Source organism: uncultured Porticoccus sp. (assembly GCF_963975625.1).
In the GTDB taxonomy this organism is placed as follows: domain Bacteria; phylum Pseudomonadota; class Gammaproteobacteria; order Pseudomonadales; family Porticoccaceae; genus Porticoccus.
Genome location: NZ_CAXBHS010000001.1, coordinates 479,974 through 501,649, shown reverse-complemented (window position 1 = coordinate 501,649; position 21,676 = coordinate 479,974). Strand labels below are relative to the sequence as shown.

The following is a 21,676-nucleotide window of genomic DNA, read 5'->3' as shown; positions in this document are numbered from 1 at the left end:
CCACCCCATATCCGGCGTGGCTAAGCACCCGGCCCACAGGTAGAATGGCCCTTTGCCCGAACACCCGATAACCGAGGTCCGAATATGACGACACAGGCACATCCCGCCTTTGAGTTTCTGCGCAGCGAGCGCATCGACTCCCTGAATATTGACGTGGCGGAATACCGCCACCGAAAAACCGGTGCCCAGCATATTCATATCAACGCCGACAATCCGGAAAACGTTTTTCTGGTGGCGTTGCGCACCGTGCCCGAGGACTCCACCGGGGTAGCCCACATACTGGAACACACTGCCCTTTGCGGCAGCGAAAAATACCCGGTACGCGATCCTTTTTTCATGATGATTCGACGATCCCTGAATACCTTTATGAACGCCCTTACCAGCTCTGACTGGACGGCCTACCCCTTTGCCAGCCAGAACCGCAAGGATTTTGACAACCTGCTGGATGTCTATCTGGACGCGGTATTTTTTTCGCGACTGGACGAACTGGATTTCCGCCAGGAAGGCCACCGGGTGGAATTTGCCGAGCCCGGCAATACCGACTCGCCGCTGGTCTACAAGGGCGTGGTTTATAACGAAATGAAAGGGGCCATGAGTTCCGTGCCCTCGACCCTGTGGCAGACCCTCTGCGAACACCTCTACCCCACCACCACCTATCACTACAACAGCGGCGGCGATCCGGCCCGTATACCCGATCTCAGTTACACGCAATTAAAGGCTTTCTATAAAACCCACTACCATCCCACCAATGCCATTTTCATGACCTTCGGCGATATACCGGTGACGGAGCTGCAGACCGACATTGAAAACCATGCCCTGCAGCGTTTCGACCGGCTGGACACGGAAATCTCCGTCCCCGACGAACAGCGCTACAGCGACCCGGTGACTGTTGAAGCCAGCTATCCGTTCAACGAGGAAGGCAGCAGCGACAACCGCACCCACATCGTGATGGGCTGGTTGCTCGGCAAGGCCACCGACCTGGAAGCCACCATGGAGGCACACCTGCTGTGCAGCGTGTTGCTCGACAACAGCGCCTCCCCGCTGCTAAAGGCACTGGAAACCACCGAACTGGGTTCATCGCCCTCGCCACTGTGCGGGCTGGATGACTCCCAGCGCGAGCTCTGCTTTGTCTGCGGGATCGAGGGTAGCGAACCGGATCGTGCCGATGCATTGCAGGCGCTGGTGCTCTCGGTGCTCGAGGACGTGGCAGAGAATGGCATCCCGGAAGAGCAACTGGCGGCTTCCCTCCACCAGCTGGAGCTGCAACAGCGTGAAATCGGTGGCGGCAATTTCCCCTATGGCCTGCAACTGCTTCTGACCGCACTTACCAGCGCCACCCACCGCGGTGACCCCATCGCATTGCTGAACCTGGACCCGGTACTGGAAAAACTCAGGCGCCTGATCCAGGACCCCGACTACATCAAGCAACTTGCCCGCCGGCTACTGCTGGACAACCCCCACCGGGTGCGTCTCACCATGAGTCCGGACCGGGAGCTGTCCGCCCGCCGTGAAAAAGAGGAAGCAGACAAGCTCGCTGCCATCAAAGCCGATCTCGATGACGCGGGCAAACAGGCAATTGTGGAACAGGCCGAGATTCTCAACCAGCGTCAGCAACAGAAGGATGACGATGCCATCCTGCCCAAAGTGGGTCTGGACGACATTCCTACGCATATGGACTATGTGGCGGCCACTGAACGAAAAACCCGCCCACTGGCCCTGACCAGTTACGGCACAGGCACCAACGGTCTGGTCTATCAACAGATCCTGTTGCCGCTGCCGGCCCTGAGCGAAGCACAACTCGACCTGCTACCGATCTACTGCAACAGCCTGACAGAACTGGGGATTGGCGACCGGGATTACCTGGCGACCCAGCTATGGCAATCGAAAGTGTGCGGCAGCATTCACTCCTACGCCACCGTTCGCGGCAAGCCGGACAACCCACAGGATCTGTCCGGACACCTGGTTCTGTCCAGCAAGGGACTGGCCAGACATCAATCCGAACTCACCGACCTCATGCAGGCGACACTGGAACAGGTTCGCTTCGATGAACTGAACCGGATCCGCGAACTGATTGCCCAGACCCGCGCCAGCCGTGAGGCCAGCGTCACCGGCAGTGGCCACCAGCTGGCCATGGCGGCGGCCTGCAGCGGGATCAGCCCGGGCGCGGATCTGGCACATCGCTGGGGTGGCCTGGCAGGTATCCGCTATATCAAACAACTGGATAGCAGTCTGTCCGACAGCACCCTGGTGGACAGGCTGGCCGCCGAACTGGCCGCCATCCACCGACAGGTGTTGAGCGCGCCGCGGCAATTTCTGGTGGTGGGCGAAAATGACCGACTGGCGGACTATCAGGCAGTCATTCAGCAGCAGTTCACACCGATTACCGGCGAAGGGTTCAATGCCTTTCAGCAACCGGAACTGCATCGACGGGTGGCGGAGCTGTGGAAGGCCAGCACCCAAGTCAATTTCTGCGCCAAAGCCTACCCCACGGTGCCCCTGTCTCATCCGGATGCCGCACCGCTGACCGTGCTGGGCGGTTTTCTGCGCAATGGCTATTTGCACCGCGCCATCCGCGAACAGGGCGGTGCCTACGGCGGAGGGGCCAGCCAGGAAAACAACATCGCCGCGTTCCGCTTCTTCTCATACCGCGACCCCCGTCTCGAAGACACCCTCAGTGACTTCGACCGGGCACTGCAATGGCTGCACAATGAAACACACCAGTGGCAACAGGTCGAAGAAGCCATTCTCGGTGTGATCAGCTCGATCGACAAACCCGGGTCCCCGGCGGGCGAGGCCAAGGAAACCTTTCAGGCGGAGCTCTATGGCCGCAGCCGCGAAGTGAGGGAAACCTTCCGCAACCGGGTCAGGGAAACCACACTGGATGATCTGCGTCGGGTGGCCGCCACCTATCTGGTGGCAGAGAATGTCAGTACCGCCGTGATCACCAGTCCCGATCAGGCCAGTCTGGCAGACGCCCTGCAACTGACCCCGGTATCGCTGTAATGTTTGAATTGCGTATTCAGCCGCGATTTTCAGAAACCGACGCCCTCGGTCACATCAACAACACCGTCGTGCCGGTGTGGTTTGAAGCGGCCAGGGCCGATATTTTCCGACTGGTCCACCCCAGCCTCAACCCCGCTGACTGGCCGATGATCCTCGCGCATATCGCCGTGGATTTTGTCCATCAGATTCACCTCGGCAGCGAGGTCGTCATTACCACCGGGATTAGTAAAATCGGCAGCAAATCGTTTACGGTGGCCCATCTGGCTCACCAGAAAGAGGTGCTGGTGGCGAAGGGCGAGGCCGTGCTGGTGTGGTTTGACTACGCAGCCCAGTGCTCCCGGCCAATGCCGGACGCTGTTCGCAAGCTCATCACGCCGCTGCTGCTGGAACACAACGACGCCCCATGACCAGCACGAAAGATACCCTGTTCGCCACACCACAACTGGAGATCGCCGGTTTTCGTTTCGACCGGGCGGTCGCCCGCGTGTTTCCCGATATGATCCGGCGCTCGGTGCCGGGCTACGAAACCATCATCGCCATGACCGGCACCCTGGCAGAGCGATACGTTCAGCCCGGCAGCCAATGTTACGACCTGGGTTGCTCCCTGGGGGCGTCTACCCTTGCCATGCGCCACCATGTTCGCCACAGCGACTGCCGGATTATTGCCGTGGATAACAGCGCTGCCATGCTCAGTCAGTGCCGCGAGATTCTGGCCGATGATGACGGGGAAATCCCCGTGGAGCTGGTCTGCGGCGATATTGAACAGATCCCGGTACACAACGCCACCATGACGGTGCTGAATTTCACCCTGCAGTTTATTCCGGTCGATCGGCGCAACGCTCTGCTCCAGCGTATCAGTGATGGCCTGCAGCCCGGCGGCGTGCTGGTGCTGTCGGAGAAAGTGGCCTTTGAGGACCCCCAGCACCAGCAACTGATGATCGAACTGCACCACCATTTCAAGCGGGCCAATGGTTACAGCGAGCTGGAAATCAGCCAGAAGCGTTCCGCACTGGAGGATGTACTGGTCCCGGAAACCCTCGCCGTGCACCGCCAGCGCCTCAGAGAGGCCGGTTTCAGCAGTGTCGATGTCTGGTTTCAATGCTTCAACTTCGCCTCGCTGATTGCCATAAAATAGCGGCCCACCAATCAACCACACACCCAAAAGCCCCTATGATCAATTTTTCCTCTCTGCTCACCAGCCTCGCCAACGCAGAACACCCCGCACTGCAAGCCTGGGCCGCACAGCTGCCTCCTCAGCTTGCCCAGGGTATGTCGGTAGAGCGCTGGGGCGATCTGCCGGACTGGCAGGCGACACTGGCGCAACTGCCACCGCTCGAGCCATCCCGGATCGATTTACGGTCCACCGTTACGGTAGGCGATGTCGCGGACTGCGACGAGCAGACGCGCCAACAGCTGCACACGACCCTGATGGGCCTTCATCCCTGGCGCAAGGGCCCCTACCAGCTGTTTGCCCTGACCATTGATACCGAGTGGCGCTCGGACTGGAAATGGGATCGGGTGTTGCCCCACATCGCCCCGCTGAAAAACCGGCTGGTCCTCGATGTGGGTTGCGGCAATGGCTACCACTGCTGGCGGATGCTCGGCGAGGGTGCGCGGCAGGTGATCGGCATTGATCCATCCGCAAAATTTGTCTTTCAATTCAATGTATTAAAGCATTACCTTGGCGATCTACCGGTGGATGTACTGCCCCTCGGCATCGAGCAGTTGCCGACCGAAATGCAGTGCTTTGACAGCGTATTTTCCATGGGCGTGTTCTACCATCGCCGCTCGCCGATGGACCACCTCAAAGAATTGAAAGACTGCCTGCGACCGGGCGGCCAACTGATACTGGAAACCCTGGTTATTGAGGGCGGTCCAGGCGAGGTGCTGGTGCCCGAAGGGCGTTACGCGAAAATGCGCAATGTGTGGTTTCTGCCAAGTGCGGACACCCTGCTCAGCTGGTTGCGCAAATGCGGCTATCGGAACCCAAGATTGGTGGACAGCACCCGAACGTCTATCGAGGAGCAGCGTTCAACGGCATGGATGACCTATGAATCCCTGCCGGACTTCCTTGACACAACCGATCATGACCGCACGGTCGAAGGTCATCCGGGACCGATCCGCGCGGTCTTTGTCGCGGAAAGTTGAGGCATTTCCCGAATAGCCAACTAATCGTCCAGCTCGACCATCGGCGTCGCCAGACCAAACTCGCCGTGTATCTGCCGACACCAGCGATTGAGTCGTTCGGCGCTGAGAGCTGGCTGCTGGTCTTCATCGATACCCAGACCGACAAACAGGGCCTGTCCGGCAACCATGGCTTTTGAAGCGTCAAATTCGTAGCCCGCCGTGGGCCAGTGACCGACCACTCGATCTGCTGTTTTCACCACCACATCGTGCAGCATACCCATGGCATCGAGAAAGAAATCCCCGTAACCGAACTGGTCTCCCAGGCCAATAAACGCGACCGTCTTGCCGGAAAAGTCGATGGCCTCCAGATCGTCCCAGAAGTCCTCCCAGTCCGACTGAATCTGACCGAAATCCCAGGTGGGAATACCCAGAATCAGTTTGTCATAGGGCAGAAACTCCAACTGGGTGACATCACCGATATCGTGAATATCCACCACCTCATCCCCCAGACGGGAGACAACCCGGTGGGCAATGGATTCGGTATTTCCCTCGTCACTGCCAAAGAACAAACCGATCTTCGTCACTGTAACCTCTGAACAACCGTGATAAAAAACTGCGCGGATTCTCCCAGCTCCCGGGGAATGCTGCAACTACCGGCAGGTATTTCCGAAACTGGGTCGGAGCAGGTCGGGCGCCCGCTTTTTTCAAGTACTTGCTGTTTCTTCAGTGCTGTTTATTTTTTAAGTGCTTCAAAGGCATCGGTAAAATCGTGGCCGAGGGAGTCGGCTACCGCTTTATGGGTCACGCGACCACAGTGGATGGTCAGTCCGTTGCGCAGATTGGCATTGGTCAGCAACGCACGCACAGGATTGTCCGCCAGTTGCAAAACAAACGGCAGAGTTACATTGTTCAGGGCCTGGGTGGCCGTGCGGGCAACGCCGCCCGGCATGTTGGCGACACAGTAGTGGATCACGCCATCCACCACATAGGTGGGGTCCTGATGGGAGGTGGGCCGGGAGGTGGCAAAACAACCGCCCTGATCAATCGCCACATCCACCACCACCGCGCCGGGTTTCATCCGGCCGACCATCTCCCGGGTGACCAGCCGGGGAGCTGATGCCCCCGGCAAAAGCACGGCACCAATCACCAGGTCGGCCTCCGGCAGGTAATTCTCAATGGCCGCCGCAGTGGCATAAACGCAACGAATCGACGCCGGAAACATCCGGTCCAGTTCACGCAACCGTTCCACAGAGCGGTCCATAATCGTCACATCGGCACCGATGCCCAGCGCCACACCAGCCGCATTGCTACCCACGACTCCGCCGCCGAGAATCAATACCCTCGCCGGCGCTACACCGGGTACACCGCCCAGCAATACGCCCCGACCACCCTGCGCTTTCTCCAGATGGTGGGCACCCGCCTGCACGGCCATTCTACCGGCCACTTCAGACATCGGTGCCAGCAGCGGCAAATGCCCGCGATCATCAGTTACGGTTTCGTAAGCCATGGCAATGGCGCCGGATTTCAGCAACAGTTCAGCCTGGCGGGGATCGGCCGCCAGATGCAGGTAGGTGAACAGTAGCTGTCCGGTCTTCAGCATCTGGCACTCATCCGGCTGGGGCTCCTTGATCTTGACAATCATATCCGCCCGGGCAAACACCTCCGCCGCCGAAGGGACAATAACCGCACCAGCGCGACGGAAATCCTCGTCGGCAAAATCGATGGCCGCCCCGGCATTCTGCTCCACCAGCACCTGATGCCCCGCGGACACCAACTCCTGCACGGAATCCGGCGTCAGGCCGACCCGGTATTCATGGTTTTTGACCTCTTTCGGCACCCCTATCTGCATCACGATCTCCGCTTATTATTCGATGGTATTCTGTTAGGGCCATCCACGAGCACCCGGCCAAACCCGACAACACAGCATGCTCTGTGGCAGTATCGGGCGCAACGGCAATACAACCCGTGTATCATCACTTTAGCCTGTTTGATTGCCCGCTTCATGCATAACATTGACAACCGGATCCCAGCCATTGCCCATCCCATTCTGCCAATCTGTCTGCCCGGGACCCCACCAGAAGGCGGGCCTCCCGGGGTTGCGAAGCCTGATCCTGCTGGTGGGCAGATTATTGATACTGGGCTGGCTGGCCAGTGCCCCGGCGGTTATGGCACAGGCGCAACCCAACGTTGTTATTTCCGGCGAAGTCTCCGCCGTCGTCAGGAAAAATATTCTCCAGCATCTGGGGCTGGGCAGCGAGCACTGTCAAATCAGCGAGCGGCGTCGCGCTGTACTGCTCGACGGCGCTGACGAAAAAATCCGCCAGGCACTGCAGGCACTGGGGTACTACCATGCCAGATGGCATTCCGCACTTTCCAGTAACGACCAGTGCTGGACAATAACGATTGAGTTAACACCGGGCACAGCCACCACCCTGGACCGGGTACAGGTAGAGATTGACGGGGATGCCAGGAACGATCCGGCATTTGCCCGGTTACTGGAGACATCGCTGCCAAAAACCGGTGAGCAGTTGAATCACGACCAATACGAAACGTTGAAACAGTCCCTGCAAAAACTGGCGCAACAGCGCGGTTATGCTGAAAGTCATTTTACCCGACAGCAATTACAGATCAGCCTCGAAAGTCAGCGTGCCGACATACTGCTCGGCTTCAATAGCGGCCCCCGCTACCATTTTGGATCCGTGAATTTTGAACAGGCAGTTTTTGACGATGCTTTTCTGGCGCAGTTTCTGCCGTTTTCTGCCGCCACCCCTTTTCACGCCCCCCTGCTCGGCCAGTTCCAACAATCGCTGATCAACAGCCGTTATTTTGATCAGGTCGTCGTCACACAGCTACCACCCGAACGGGGTACTCAACAGATCCCCGTTCAGGTGGTGCTCACCCCCGGGCCCCGTTACAGCACCTCGCTGGGGGTGGGAGTTGCCACGGATACCGGTCCAAGAGGCAGCATCGGATTCAGAAACAACCGGGCTAATCAAAAGGGGCATCGCTATGGGGCCGACGCTCAGTTATCCCGGGTCAAATCCATCATCAGCCTGGAATACCAGATTCCCCTGCAACAACCGGATACCGAATTTGTCACGCTCAAAACCGGCTGGGAAGAAGAAGACACTGACAGCGCCGACAGCGAAACCTGGTTCGTCGGTGCCGCCCACAGCCGCAGTCTGGACAACGGCTGGATCAGAACCCTCGATCTGGTTTATCGGGTTGAATCCTTTGCAGTGGGTGATGACCGGAGTAGCACGGAACTGGTAGTACCCGGTATCGGCTGGCAGAAAACCCGCGCAGACAACCCGGCCTACCCCTTCACTGGCTGGCGCACCCGTTTCAGCCTGCGGGGTGCCGCCGAGTCCCTTGGCTCAGACCTGTCTTTCCTGCAATTGCAGGGCAGTGGCAAATATATTCTACCGCTGCTCGGCGGTCGGTTATTGGGGCGGTTGGAAGGTGGCCTGAGTCTGATGAGTAATTTTGAGGAGATGCCCTCCTCATTCCGGTTTTTTGCCGGTGGTGACAACAGTGTCCGCGGCTATGACTACGAGGAATTGGGACCGCTGAATGATGGTGGCGATGTGGTCGGCGGGCGGCATTTATTGACCGCCTCTGTGGAATACGACTACCCGGTTTACAAGAACTATGCCCTCGCCGTTTTTTACGATGTGGGCAACGCCTTTGACAACAGCAGCTTTACCCTCAAGAGAAGCTTTGGTGTCGGATTGCGCTGGCGTTCGCCACTGGGACCGATCAGGCTGGACCTGGCCTTCCCCGACACCTCGGAGCAGGCATTCCGGATTCACCTGTCCATGGGGCCGGACCTGTGAACCGGCGCCTGATAGCCCGCAGTGTGCTGCTCTCATCAGGGGCATTGATCGCCCTGGGCGCGGCACTATTGATCGCTGCCTACCTGTTGCTCGCCACCCGTCCAGGAAGCCACTGGCTGGTGGCAAAGGCCGTTTCTTTCAGTGGCACCCACATCAGCTGGAACAAAATGGATGGCACCCTGATGGAGGGGATCGCTTTTACAGGGCTGGTCATCGAACGATCTGGCCTGCAGATCACCGCTACCTCTGCCGCAGGACAATGGCAGCTACTCGGGCTACTGGGCGGCCAAGTCCCTATCCAGTCCCTTGAATTCGCTGACCTGCAAGTCCATCTGGAGCCCGCCACCACGGATCCCCCATCAAAGTTCGTATGGCCCAGCCTGAACAGTGTCATGCCGGTAACCCTGGAACGCCTCACCATCGACCGGTTCCGCTACCGCAGCGGCCCGGATTCCCTGGCGCTGGAGACAATCTCCGCCGCCGGCAGCATCAACCTGCTCGGTATTGAATTGCGGGAACTGATCCTCCGCCAGCCAGAACAACAGCTGGCACTGCAGGGCACCATCAGGGCAAAACCTCCCTATCGGCTCAATATCGCACTCCAGTGGCACACCGAATTCCAGCAAAACCACTTCGAGGGCGAGGCCAGACTGGGCGGCAACCTGGCCACTATGACCATTGAACACCGACTGGCGGCGCCCTTCAGTCTCTCCACCAGCGGGACTCTGATCAGTGGCGCGGATTGGGACCGGGGAACGTTGAACCCACTGGCCATCTCGGTGAATGTGGTCAATGACTGGACCATTGACAACCGGACTGTCTGGCCAGACCTGCCCGCCATCAACTCGCGTGGGCAATTGAGGCTCACCGGTTCACTGGATAACTATCAATTGCAGGGCGCATTTGATCTGAGCCTGCAATCCCCATCGCCATTACCCACACAACAGGTTGCTGTTGACCTCCGGGGCGATCGTCAGGGCCTGCATCTCGAGCACATTGATCTGCACTCCGAAGCTGGCAAACTCGGTATTCAGGGGGACCTGGCCTGGCAAACAACACCCAACTGGCAACTGGCTATCAACCTCGACGAGGTTGATCCCGGCTATTTTCTGGACCAGAAGCTGTCAGGCAAGCTGGCGGGCATGCTCTCCACCACCGGCAGCTATACGGATCAGGGCCTGTCGGTAGACGCGGAAATAGACCAGTTGACAGGCTCTCTGAACGGTTACCCGGTGACACTGCGCGGTCAGCTGTCCTCCCGGCAGGGCGTGTATTCCAGCCGTGGCTTTACCGCCCAGATCGGTGATAACCATCTGCGGGTGAACGGGGAGTGGGACGGCAAGACCCCACTCAACTGGCAGCTCACTGCCAATAATCTGGCGGAGCTCTACCCCGGCCTCTCCGGCAAACTGCTCTCCACGGGCCAGGTTTCCAGTCGGGGAGGCACCCTCTCACCAGACCACTTACCTGTGATTCAGGGTACCGCCAGCGCCGAAAAACTGGCCTTTGACGGGCACAGCATTCGCTCGCTGGACCTGCGTCTCAACATCGACAAAGACGGCCAGCAGCATATAGACTTGGCGCTGTCGGGTTCACTGGCCGGCGACCAACAGCGAGAGACCGACCTGCAACTCAAGGCCAGTGGACGACCCGAAAAGCACCATTATCAGCTTTCCGCAACGCAGCAGGACCTGACATTGACCTTGCAGGGTAGCGGTCACTGGCAACAGGGCGAATGGCAGACCCGAATTTCGGACAGCAAAATCGGCGCCCCGCTGATTGGTAACTGGCAGTTGGATAACGGCGTCGAAGGCCGGATTTCAGAGCACGGTGCCGAGCTTAAGGCGCACTGCTGGAAACAGCTCGACAGGGCTGCCTGCGGCCATCTGACGTGGCATCAAAAAACCGGTATCAAGACCACAGCCACCCTCCACCACCTACCTCTGCAATGGTTACAACCCTGGCTACCGGGCAACAGCGCTCTCACTGGCGAAATCAATGGCGACCTCAAACTTGCGGGCTGGGATGAAACGCTGGTCGGGCAATTGTCCCTCAGTACCGCAGCGGCCCGATTCACCGTTGACGACAGCGCCAAAAAACGGCGACAGGTCATCCTGGACAATACCGACCTTGACATCCGCCTCGAACGACAACAGCTGGAGCTCACCGGAAACACTGAGTTTACCGATACCGGCAACGCCCGGATCCAGCTCCATTGGCCACTGACAGAAGCGGATCGGGCTATTGACGGCACCCTCCACCTTGAGTTGGACAAACTGGATTGGCTGAACCCCTTTGTTACCTCTGTCGACGAGTTGCAGGGTCGCGCCAATGCGTTCATCAGGTTTGCTGGTACGGCCGACCGACCGGTGCTGTCAGGACAACTTCAGTTGAACGGTCTATCCGCCTATGTTCCGCAGCTCGGTATTCATCTGGCCAACGGCGACCTGCAACTGAAACACCGTGACCGGACAAGCTGGCAGCTGGACGGCACAGTGGACTCCGGAGAGGGGTCACTGGCGATGAACGGCCTGTTTGAAGTCCGCCGGCCCGACGACTGGCGCGGTGAACTGTTTCTGACCGGAGTGGGAGTAAAGACGGTTGACCTGGAGACAATCAAGGCCAGCCTCAGCCCAACCCTGAAAATAGTGGTGACTCCGGAGCAACTGCACATCACCGGCAAGATTCAGGTCCCCGATGCCGAGATTGCGCTCAAGGACATGCCCGCCAGTGCCGTTACCGTCTCAGAAGATGCACTGATTATTGACCAGACCATACCAGTGGAAAAAAAACGTCCCCCACTCAACCTGTTAGCGGATGTCGCCCTTGAGCTGGGAGACAATATCCAATTCAGCGGTTTTGGCATCCACGGACAGATCACGGGAAAACTCCGTCTCAGCGAAAAACCGACCCAACCAGTGCGGGCGGAAGGTATTCTGCAGATAGTCGATGGTATCTACCGAATCTACGGACAGGCATTGACGATTGACTCCGGCAGGCTGGTTTTTCAGGGGGCACCGGACAACCCACTGATTCATGCCCGTGCCTCCCGGACAGTAGGCGACACGCTGGTGGGTATCCAGATAGATGGGGTACCGGGCACATTGACCAGCGACCTGTTTTCAAGCCCCACCCTGCCACAGACGGAGATCCTGGCCATGCTGATCACTGGCAAATCCCTGGCGGGAACCACCCAGACAGAGGGATCGACCCTGATCAATGCCGCCGCATCGTTGGGCTTTAGCCAGAGCGGCTCACTGACCGGGCAGCTGCAACAACAACTCGGGCTCGACGTGCTGTCGGTCTCCAGCGATGGCGGTATCGAAGAGAGCGCCATCACCTTTGGCAAATACCTCACGCCGAGGCTCTACGCCAGCTATATTCAGAACATTGTCTCACCCAATGCCGGTTTACTGCTCGAGTACTCGATCTCCAAAAAATTCAGGATCCGGGCTGAATCCGGCGCAACGCAGAGCATGGATATCCTCTGGAGAATCGAGCGCCCCTGACCTTCCGGGACGCTGGCCCCTCCGTGCACCATGTGCGACAGTATCTCCCCGGACGTTAAAAAGTGATTACCCGCCATGCCAAATCACAACCTTCTCAGTTCTACCGTCAAGGCTCTTCAGCCCCGCTCACTTAAATATCTAAGCGCGTCCCTGCAGGGGTTGATCAGGGGCAAACTGTGGCTGCAGGTGCTGGTTGGCATGTTTCTCGGCATTGTCGTCGGCATTCTGATGGGGCCCAGCCTGGGCTGGGTCTCACCGGCCGATGCTGCCGCCATCAGCGACTGGCTGGCACTGCCGGGCAAACTCTTTCTCGCCCTGATTCAGATGATTGTCATTCCGCTGGTTTTTGCCTCCATCATTCGGGGGCTGGCGGCCACAGAGGATCTGGATCAGCTCAAGAAAACCGGTTTCAGGGTGGTGCTGTATTTTATCTTTACCACAGCCATCGCCATCGTGATTGGCATCACCATCGCCAACCTTATCAAGCCGGGGCAATACGTCGACCAGCAGGCACTGCAGCTCGCTTCGCTGATCGAGACAATCCCGACGGCAGAAGCGTCCGGCAACCCCGTACTCGATGAGCTGCCGCAAAAAATCGTCACGCTACTGCCCTCTAATCCGCTCTCCGCGATGGTGGAAAGCAATATGCTGGAGGTGGTCATTTTCGCCATGATCATGGGTGTGGCACTGGTGATGATGACACCACTGCAGGCCAAGCCACTGCTTGATTTGATGGGCTCCCTCCAGGAAGTCTGCATGACCGTCGTCCGCTGGGCCATGCTGTTGGCACCGATCGCCGTGTTCGGGTTAATACTACAGCTGACCGCCAAGCTCGGCATCGATGCCCTGCTGGGCATGGCCGTCTATGTCATCACAGTCCTGCTGGGCTTATTGGTGTTACTGGGTTTGTATTTGTTGATTATTCTGATCGTGGCAAGGCGACACCCGCTGACCTTCCTCAACGACATCAAGGAGGTGCTGTTGCTGGCCTTTTCCACCTCCAGCTCCGCAGCCGTAATGCCGCTATCCATCAAGGTGGCTGAGGAAAAACTCGGCGTCAGACCCTCCATATCGCAGTTCGTGATCCCGCTGGGCGCCACCATCAACATGAACGGCACGGCACTCTATCAGGGTGTGGCAGCCATGTTTATCGCGCAGGTATTCGGCATCGATATCGGACTTGGCGGCATGGTATTGATCGTGATCACTGCGGTTGGTGCATCAATCGGTTCACCGGCAACCCCGGGGGTGGGTATCGTCATACTCGCCATGGTTCTCGACAGTGTCGGCATACCGGCTGCGGGCATCGCACTCATCATGGGGGTTGACCGGATACTCGATATGTGTCGCACAGCCATCAATGTCAGTGGCGACCTGGTGACCGCAAAACTGATGGATCAATGGGTGGGCAGCAATCTCAGCCACCATGCCGAGCGGCTCAAGGAGCAGCAGCAGGAAATCGTTCGCGAACAAACTGGTGAGGACGTACTCACCAACACAAACAACCTGCGAGAGGGATAGTCATCGGTATAGACTGAGCCCCTTCAAATATCCTCAATGACAGAAAACCCGCCTGAAAAGGCGAGGTTTTGCTTTATGGCGGACGCTTCGGGAGAGTATCTACAAATCGCCATTTTGCACGCCGTTGAACGACCGTCAGCTCTGATGGCGGGCCGGCAATACGACCAGTTTGCAGAGTTGTGACCGTATGTAGCCGCTTATAACTCGTCAAGGAGGATTACTTGGGTCACCGCCTCTGGGCCGCGGGCTGTCTCACATCTATGTGCTCGGCTTGAACTTCGGGAGGATTGACTCAAAACGGCTTATGGCCGCTTTGCCCCCTGCGGGGCTGCGCAACCTGCGGTTGCTGGGTCCAACTTCCTCACGGAAGTTGTCGAACCTCCAATCGGTTCGAACTCTCAAAATCGATTCAATAAAAAACCCGGCACAAGGCCGGGTTTTTTATTGAAATGGCGCACTCGGGAGGATTCGAACCTCCGACCGCTCGGTTCGTAGCCGAGTACTCTATCCAGCTGAGCTACGAGTGCGTGAGGCCGCGTAATATATTGAAGTGACTCCGGAGAGTCAAGTCGAAAAGCCATTTTGGTTATATGACACGGAAGGTTTGTCGCCTATTGCCACGGCCTAAATTGGGGATGTTGTTGGACGGCCAATCAGGCAATAATAGGCTTTGAAGGGAGGTGAGCATGCTGCGCATAGCAATTAACGGCTACGGCCGTATCGGCAGGAATATCCTCAGGGCTTTTTACGAAAAACCAGAGCTCAGGGAGCAGATGACCATTGTCGCGATCAATGATCAGGGCAATGTGGCCATCAACGCGCACCTGACCCGGTTTGACAGTGTTCACGGTCAATTCCACCAGCCGGTGAGCCACGACGACGAGACCCTGTTCATCGGCGAGGACGCCATCAGGGTGCTCGCCGAGCCGAATCCGGCAAACCTCCCCTGGCTGGCGTTGCAGGTGGATATCGTTCTGGAATGCACGGGACACTTTACCGACCGGGAAAAGGCCGCCGGGCATTTACAGGCCGGAGCCAGAAAAGTGCTGATTTCAGCACCGGGCAAGGATGTGGATGCCACCATCGTGTTCGGTATCAATCACACACTGCTGACCGCCGAACACCGGATCGTATCCAATGCCTCCTGTACCACCAATTGTCTGGCACCGCTGGTTCAACCGCTGTCCGCAGCACTCGGCATTGAAACGGGTTTCATGACCACAATTCATGCCTACACCAATGACCAGCATCTGGTGGATGTCTACCACGAAGATCTTTACCGGGCGCGCTCGGCCACGCTATCCATGATTCCCACCCGCACGGGCGCTGCCAAAGCCATCGGTCTGGTGCTGCCCGAACTGTCGGGAAAGCTGGACGGCATGGCCGTCAGGGTACCCACCGCCAATGTGTCGCTGGTGGATCTCACCTTTACGGCCGGCCGGGCCACCACTGCGACCGAGGTGAACGATATCATGCAGCAGGCAGCTCGCGGCCCACTGGGTAAAGTGCTCGCCTATACGGATGAGCCGATGGTGTCCGTCGATTTCAACCACTCCGCCTATTCCAGTATTTTCGATGGCACACACACCCGGGTTTGCGACCAGCTGGTCAAGGTCCTCGCCTGGTATGACAATGAGTGGGGGTTTTCCAACCGCATGCTGGATACCTGCCTGGTCATGGGCCGACATCTGTAGAGTGACCGGTGTTAAAATAATACGACAAACTACGGCCAGACCTTTCCATACCAACCGTTCATCATCGCGTATGCGATACTGACCGACAAAATCAGATAGCGATCAAATTAAAACGAGTCCCCCGCATGACAAAAACAACCTCCCCGCCCGATACACTGCCTGCCTGGCATACGCTGGAAACACTGGCAGCGGGAGGCAAACGACTCGACTTGATGTCGCTGTTCCAGAAGGACCCGGATCGCCATCGGCGTTTTGCCCTGTCGGTGGACGGGTTGCTGCTGGATTATTCAAAAAATCTGATCGACGAAACCATTTTTTCAGCCCTGCTGGCCCTCGCCGAACAATCCGCATTGGAGCAACAGCGGGCTGCCCTGTTTAACGGGGATCTAATCAACAGCTCGGAACAGCGCGCTGCACTTCACACGGCACTGCGAGGTGAGCGGGAAGATGGTTACCAGTGCGGGGGACAACCACTGGACGAACAGATTAGTGCCACACTGGCCGAGATGGCGACTATCAGCAGGTCAATCCGCGAAGGCAGGTGGCTCGGTGTCACGGGCAAACCCGTGCGGGATATCGTTCATATCGGCATCGGCGGCTCAGTACTCGGCCCCCAGCTGGCCTGCCAGGCATTGCGCCCCTACAGGCACCCCGATCTGCGGGTTCACTTTATCGCCAACGTGGATGGAGAGGATGTACTCAACACCCTCAATCAACTCGATCCTGAACGAACATTGGTGATTGTCGCCAGCAAGACCTTTACTACCCAGGAAACACTGTTAAACACACGTACCACCCTGCACTGGCTGGAGAATAAACTGCAGCAGTCGGGACTGGTGAGCAGCCGCCAGATCATCGCACTGACCGCCAGCCGTCAAAACGCCGAAGCTTTCGGTATCCCGTCATCACAGATTCTGACATTTGATGAGTGGGTGGGTGGTCGCTACTCGGTATGGTCCTGTGTGGGACTGACCATTTCGATCAGTCTGGGACACGAGCATTTTACAGAAATGCTAAGTGGCGCCCGGGCAATGGATCGGCATTTCCGTTCAGCACCTTTCGCCGAGAACCTGCCGGTTATCATGGCCCTGCTGGGTATCTGGTACCGGAATTTTCTCGACGCACCATCAGTGGCCATCATCCCCTACTGCCAGCGTTTGTCACAGCTGCCCAGCTATCTGCAACAACTCGATATGGAGAGTAACGGCAAGTCTGTCTCGCAATCCGGCGAAACCATTGATTACCAGACTGGTCCCGCCCTCTGGGGACAAACCGGCACCAACGCACAGCACACTTTTTTTCAGCTGTTTCACCAGAGCACCCATTTAATACCGCTCGACTTGATCGCCGCGGTCAATGAACCCCACAGTATTGATGAACACCACCGCACACTGCTGGCGAATTTACTGGCACAGGCATCTGCGTTAATGGTCGGCAATCGCGACCAGGCGGATCTCCCGGCCCACAGATTATGTCCCGGCAACAAACCCTCCAACCTACTGCTGCTCGATACGCTCACACCCTACCATCTCGGCCAGGTGCTGGCGCTCTATGAGCACAAGGTCTTTGTGCAGGGCGCGATCTGGAACATCAATTCCTACGACCAGTGGGGCGTCGAACTCGGCAAAGGCATTGCGTCCGGCTTGCTCTCTGAACATGACAGCAATAGAAACGGCGTAGGTGCACCTGACCCGTCTACGCGACAATTGCTTGACCACATCAACCGCCGCACGGGATTATTCAGAATTCCCTGATACGTCCCGCCACCAGATTGTCGGGGGAACTACCAGCAGCGGTGTCAAACATTCATTAATACGGCAGGGCAATCAACCGGACACGGCACGCAAAATACCCAGCATGAAGCAACGACTGATCAGATAGATCGAGTTATTGGCGCCCAGCTTGAGCCGCGCACTTCTCATGTGGAGCTTGACCGTAGCCGGGGTGATGCCCAACAGTGCCGCCACCTCATCATTGGTCTTGCCCAGCGCGATCCGCAATACAACTTCGGATTCACGTTTGGTCAGGCCATAGAGCGGGTAAACAGCCAGCTTTTTTGCACCATTCCGGTAGGATTCATTAAATTCCAGCACATCGGTATTCATTTTCATTATTGTTGTTGGGTCAAATCCGTATTTTATTTAACAGTGCGTTCATCGACTGAGCCAACACAGACAAAGTATCTGTCAGCTCCGATCACTGTCAGTGTCAACCCCGGCAAATCTGGCATATTCATGTGAACAAACCCTCAGCCACGGGCAAACCTGACTCACTATCCTGAATACAAAAAAACAAGGCCCTTTCGGGCCCTGTTTGTTATTGCATTGAAGTTCAAGCTGTTTCTCTGTTAATGGCTTTGTACTTCACCAAACAGGAAGCGCGGCTTGAAGATAAAGGCAAGCGCCGGCATCAGGAACAGTGCACTCATGGCAGAGACAAATAGCCACAGGCCGATCAACATGCCCATTTCAGCCTGGAAGCGCAGCGAGGAGAACAGCCATACGGCAACACTGGCAATCAGTACCAGAGCCGTTACCAGTACGCCCCGTCCCGCACAATGCAGAGACATGGAAATGGCTTCGATGTGTGACTTGCCAGATTTGTATTCGATCTGGATACGGTCACAGATGTACAGTGCGTAGTCCACACCGAGACCGATACCCAACGCAGCAACGGGCACGGTATTGATGTTCATACCTATGTTCTGCCATGCCATGAAGGCGAAGGTTACCAGGTTGGACAACACCACCGGGACCATAAAGAACATCCCCGCAATACTGGAGCGATACACAATGATACACATCATCACCAGAATGAAGAGCGCCAGTGCAATCGACTGAATCTGTCCGGAGAGGATAACCTCGTTCACCGCACCGATCACGCCGATGATACCGCCGGCCATGTGAATGGTCAGCCCTTCAACTTCCATGTTGTCCTTGAACTCATTGATCCGGGCGATCGCTGTCTGGATCGTCTTACCCTGACGGTCGGTGAAGAACAACGTTACGGAAGCATTGGTGGCTTTCACATCGGTGAAGCCAAGCAAGTCACCGGGCTCAGAGGCACGTTCGAACATATAGATCAGTTCGGCGTTATTGGTGGTGGTTTCGCCCAGCTCCACATAGCGGTAGTTACCCTCCCGCACTGTCTGGTTAACCGTAGGCAACACATCCGCCAGGGACAGGCTACCGCCAATTTCCTCCTGTTGCTCCATGTAGCGCTGGAACCGCAACATGCTGTCCAGAGACTCAACCTCTTTCATCAGGCCCTGCTCGTCGCGGGTTTCGTTACCAAACACCACGAACATCCGGTCGGCGCCCGGGAACTTGCTGTTGATATTGTCAGAGTCGATATTGTAACGGGCATCGGGCCAGAGAATCGGCGAACCGGGGTTGGCATCGCCCACCTTCAGATCGACCGCGTAAAAACCACAGACAATAAACAGCGCCAGAGCGAACGTCACCACCACATAGCGCGCCCGGGTTTCCACGATTTTCACACACATGTTCAGGAAAGGGCGGATGACCAGCAGATCAAGATTCAGCGGGTGGGCGTAAGACTTGGGCTTTCTGACCCATGACAGCAGGATCGGCGTGACAATAATTGAACTCACCGCGACGGTACCAACCCAGACAACCGCCAGTACCACCAGTTTCTGCAACAGCGGAATTGGGCTGATTGCCACCACCGTCACACAGCCGGCATCCGTGGCAATGCCCAATAAACCGGGACGCAACAGGTCTTTCAGGGTCAGACGGGCCGCCTCTGTCGAACTGAGATCATGCCCCTCGGTCATCTTGTCAATTTCTTCGTGGAAGCGAGTGATCATCTGCACTGAATGCGATACCGCACGGGCGGTAATCAGCATGGCCACCACGACTACCAGCGGATCGAAGTGAATGCCCAGCATATGCGCGGCGCCCAGTGCCCAAGTCGCACTGATAGCACCAGATAGCAGTGGCAGCAGTGTACCGCGCCAGGTTCTGTTGATCAGGAACAGCAGTACCAGGAAGATCAGCGCCGCCACCAGTACCAGATTCATGGTTTCTGGCAGGAAGTGGTTTACCCAACCGTACAGAACCGGATTACCCACCAGGCTGATATTGACAGTATCATCATCCAACCGGTCTACCAGTTCGTAGGCCTGTTTATAGGCGCGGTTGTACTCGAGAAGATTGTCGTAGAAATCCACCGTCACCAGCGTTGCCGTCAGATCTTTGGACACATAGGGCCCATAGACCAGCGGGCTGCGCAAGATTGCTTCCCGAAGCCTTTCAATACCGGCCTCGTCTTCCGGAAGAGCAGGCCACATATAGGGGAAACTTTCAATCCCCTCTGTGGAAGCGCGCACTTCCTTCAGTTTTTTACCGGCGATCGAATAGATCTGGAATTCATTGATCGCATTGATCTTGTAAAGGCCCTGGGTCAGATCACGGACCTTCTTCAAAACCGGCATCTGGAAAATATCACCTTCTTCCGCTTCGATCATGAAGGTGATGATATTGGTGCCACCAAAGGTGTTTTTGTATTCGTTGTGTATCTGAACATAGGGATGCGAGGTCGGCATCAGGTCGTCAAATACGGTTTTAACTTCGATATTCTGTGCAAAGTAAGCAAATATAACTGTGAGAACAGCCACCACTGCCAGAACACTTTTTCTGAATTTGATACAGGCAAGTGCAAATTTTTCTAACATGTTATCCTCCACCAACCATCCGAAACTGCCTGGATGGGCGCATCTTTTAATTGTTTATTTGAATCGTCACGCAGCTGTGTCAATGACTAGTGCAACAAAGACCACTGGTTCGTTTCGAGATCCATATAACCGACCGTCTCACCGACAGCGATAAACCCGCCATCACCGGTCAGGGCGAGTTCTGCGTGGGACGTAAAATCCTTCACTTCTGCGTCGGCTTCCGTCAGGAAACGCGTGTCGAATGACGACAGATCACCGGAGAAGGTTATCCACTTGCCTTTGTTGCCTATACCTACCCACTCCTGCAGGTGCTCAGACCAGGCGATATCCATAAGGTGTTCTTTCATGCCGGAAGTTTTGCTATCGATATGCGTCCAGGTTTCCCCGCCATCAAAGGTGGCGACAATGGTGCCGGACAAACCGACCGCAACCCCTTCCAGTTCATTGCGGAAGTCAATGGCCGCAAAGCTGTTCAGGCTATCGGTCTTGATGGTGCGCCAGGTCTCACCATTGTCATCACTCTTGAAGATCAGTCCGTAGGCGTCCGGAACCAGCTGGTTGGGATCGTAGGGCGCGTCAGCATCCTCAATCGCCCGTGCCTCGGCGGCAATGATGATGGTGTTCTCATTGGTGCGGATAACGTCATTGAAAAAGATATCCTCTTCATCGCGCAGGCGCTTCCAGGTATTCCCGTAATCCAGGCTCTGGATAATCATGCCCATTTCACCCACCGCCAGCGCTTCGCCACCGGGAGACAGATGGACTTTCAACAATTTGTTGGAAATTTCGGATTTGGGAGTCTCCACTGACGTCCAGGTCTTACCGCCGTCGTCGGTGACCACCGCAACACCTTTGTTGCCCACCGCTACAGCACGGTTCTCATCCCAGGCAGCGATATCCTGAAAATGCGTATCCACGGTGGAGTTTTGATTGGTCCAGGTTTTCGCCCGGTCAGTGGAAATAAGAATTTTTCCGTAGTTACCGGCTGCCCAATACACATCGGGGCCGACCTGGGTTATGCCGAGAATATTGTCACGGCGGTCAATCGCCGGTGGTGTGACTTCCTCTATCACGGCAGTTGGTTTGACAAACAGGCCCGCCCACAACAGAGTGCCGACAATAGCCCAGGGTAAAATTGATAAAACCAGTGCAATAAATTTTTGGCCTGCTGTTTTTTCTACCGGCCCTGCGGGCTCAGAGGAATTGGTTCCAGCATGGTCCTGTCCAGCAACATTCATAAAACCCCCAAAAAAATCTAAATGACCAGGAAGGCCACCTTTACTACTACAG

The 21,676-nt window shown here is 56.7% G+C and carries 14 protein-coding genes and 1 tRNA gene; 9 read left to right on the top strand and 6 right to left on the bottom strand.

The window, feature by feature from the left end:
* Positions 1-84 precede the first annotated feature (84 nt).
* From AACZ64_RS02315 to cmoB, 4 genes are read left to right on the top strand one after another with little or no spacing between them, the layout of a single operon-like run.
* Positions 85-3,003, top strand: a complete 2,919-nt coding sequence (locus AACZ64_RS02315; RefSeq protein ID WP_293613767.1) for an insulinase family protein — start codon at positions 85-87, stop codon at positions 3,001-3,003.
* Entirely contained in the window at positions 3,003-3,410 is a 408-nt protein-coding gene (locus AACZ64_RS02310) for a thioesterase family protein (RefSeq protein WP_293613766.1), read from the top strand. The genes AACZ64_RS02315 and AACZ64_RS02310 overlap by 1 nt, the downstream gene beginning before the upstream one ends.
* Positions 3,407-4,138: a carboxy-S-adenosyl-L-methionine synthase CmoA gene (gene cmoA, locus AACZ64_RS02305; protein ID WP_293613765.1), complete on the top strand. Its 732-nt coding sequence runs from the start codon at positions 3,407-3,409 to the stop codon at positions 4,136-4,138. Before AACZ64_RS02310 ends, cmoA begins: the two co-directional genes overlap by 4 nt.
* A gap of 35 nt (positions 4,139-4,173) precedes the next feature.
* Positions 4,174-5,151, top strand: coding sequence for a tRNA 5-methoxyuridine(34)/uridine 5-oxyacetic acid(34) synthase CmoB (cmoB, locus tag AACZ64_RS02300; protein ID WP_293613764.1), 978 nt, complete (start codon positions 4,174-4,176; stop codon positions 5,149-5,151).
* Positions 5,152-5,171: 20 nt separating this feature from the next.
* On the opposite strand, the gene AACZ64_RS02295 is transcribed toward cmoB, so the two are convergent.
* Together AACZ64_RS02295 and ald are read right to left on the bottom strand one after the other, a co-directional pair.
* Positions 5,172-5,714: a flavodoxin gene (locus AACZ64_RS02295; protein ID WP_293613763.1), complete on the bottom strand. Its 543-nt coding sequence runs from the start codon at positions 5,712-5,714 to the stop codon at positions 5,172-5,174.
* A gap of 149 nt (positions 5,715-5,863) precedes the next feature.
* On the bottom strand, positions 5,864-6,979 hold the full coding sequence (gene ald, locus AACZ64_RS02290) for an alanine dehydrogenase (protein WP_293613762.1): 1,116 nt from the start codon (positions 6,977-6,979) through the stop codon (positions 5,864-5,866).
* Between the two features lie 247 nt (positions 6,980-7,226).
* Between ald and AACZ64_RS02285 the strand changes: the two genes are divergently transcribed.
* The 3 genes from AACZ64_RS02285 to AACZ64_RS02275 all read left to right on the top strand — a co-directional run bounded on the left by AACZ64_RS02285 (position 7,227) and on the right by AACZ64_RS02275 (position 13,996).
* Positions 7,227-8,966 carry an autotransporter assembly complex family protein gene (locus AACZ64_RS02285; RefSeq protein ID WP_293613761.1) on the top strand — a complete coding sequence of 580 codons (1,740 nt, stop codon included), beginning with the start codon at positions 7,227-7,229 and terminating at the stop codon, positions 8,964-8,966.
* A complete protein-coding gene (locus AACZ64_RS02280; protein ID WP_293613760.1) occupies positions 8,963-12,475 on the top strand; it encodes a translocation/assembly module TamB domain-containing protein in 3,513 nt (1,170 codons plus the stop codon). Before AACZ64_RS02285 ends, AACZ64_RS02280 begins: the two co-directional genes overlap by 4 nt.
* 75 nt (positions 12,476-12,550) lie before the next feature.
* Positions 12,551-13,996 carry a dicarboxylate/amino acid:cation symporter gene (locus AACZ64_RS02275; protein ID WP_293613759.1) on the top strand — a complete coding sequence of 482 codons (1,446 nt, stop codon included), beginning with the start codon at positions 12,551-12,553 and terminating at the stop codon, positions 13,994-13,996.
* A gap of 450 nt (positions 13,997-14,446) precedes the next feature.
* Here the strand turns inward: AACZ64_RS02275 and AACZ64_RS02270 are convergent.
* Positions 14,447-14,523, bottom strand: a tRNA-Arg gene (locus AACZ64_RS02270).
* A 159-nt stretch (positions 14,524-14,682) separates the two neighbouring features.
* Here AACZ64_RS02270 and gap point away from each other — a divergent pair.
* Positions 14,683-15,690 carry a type I glyceraldehyde-3-phosphate dehydrogenase gene (gene gap, locus AACZ64_RS02265; RefSeq protein ID WP_293613758.1) on the top strand — a complete coding sequence of 336 codons (1,008 nt, stop codon included), beginning with the start codon at positions 14,683-14,685 and terminating at the stop codon, positions 15,688-15,690.
* A 125-nt stretch (positions 15,691-15,815) separates the two neighbouring features.
* Complete coding sequence (gene pgi / locus AACZ64_RS02260; protein WP_293613757.1) at positions 15,816-17,444, top strand: glucose-6-phosphate isomerase; 1,629 nt, start codon at positions 15,816-15,818, stop codon at positions 17,442-17,444.
* Between the two features lie 72 nt (positions 17,445-17,516).
* Here pgi and AACZ64_RS02255 read toward each other — a convergent pair whose 3' ends face one another.
* The 3 genes from AACZ64_RS02255 to AACZ64_RS02245 form a co-directional block, all read right to left on the bottom strand.
* Positions 17,517-17,801, bottom strand: coding sequence for a helix-turn-helix transcriptional regulator (locus AACZ64_RS02255; protein ID WP_293613756.1), 285 nt, complete (start codon positions 17,799-17,801; stop codon positions 17,517-17,519).
* 236 nt (positions 17,802-18,037) lie between these two features.
* Positions 18,038-20,386, bottom strand: a complete 2,349-nt coding sequence (locus AACZ64_RS02250; protein WP_339639653.1) for an MMPL family transporter — start codon at positions 20,384-20,386, stop codon at positions 18,038-18,040.
* A gap of 86 nt (positions 20,387-20,472) precedes the next feature.
* Complete coding sequence (locus tag AACZ64_RS02245; RefSeq protein ID WP_339639652.1) at positions 20,473-21,624, bottom strand: YCF48-related protein; 1,152 nt, start codon at positions 21,622-21,624, stop codon at positions 20,473-20,475.
* Between the last annotated feature and the right edge of the window lie 52 nt (positions 21,625-21,676).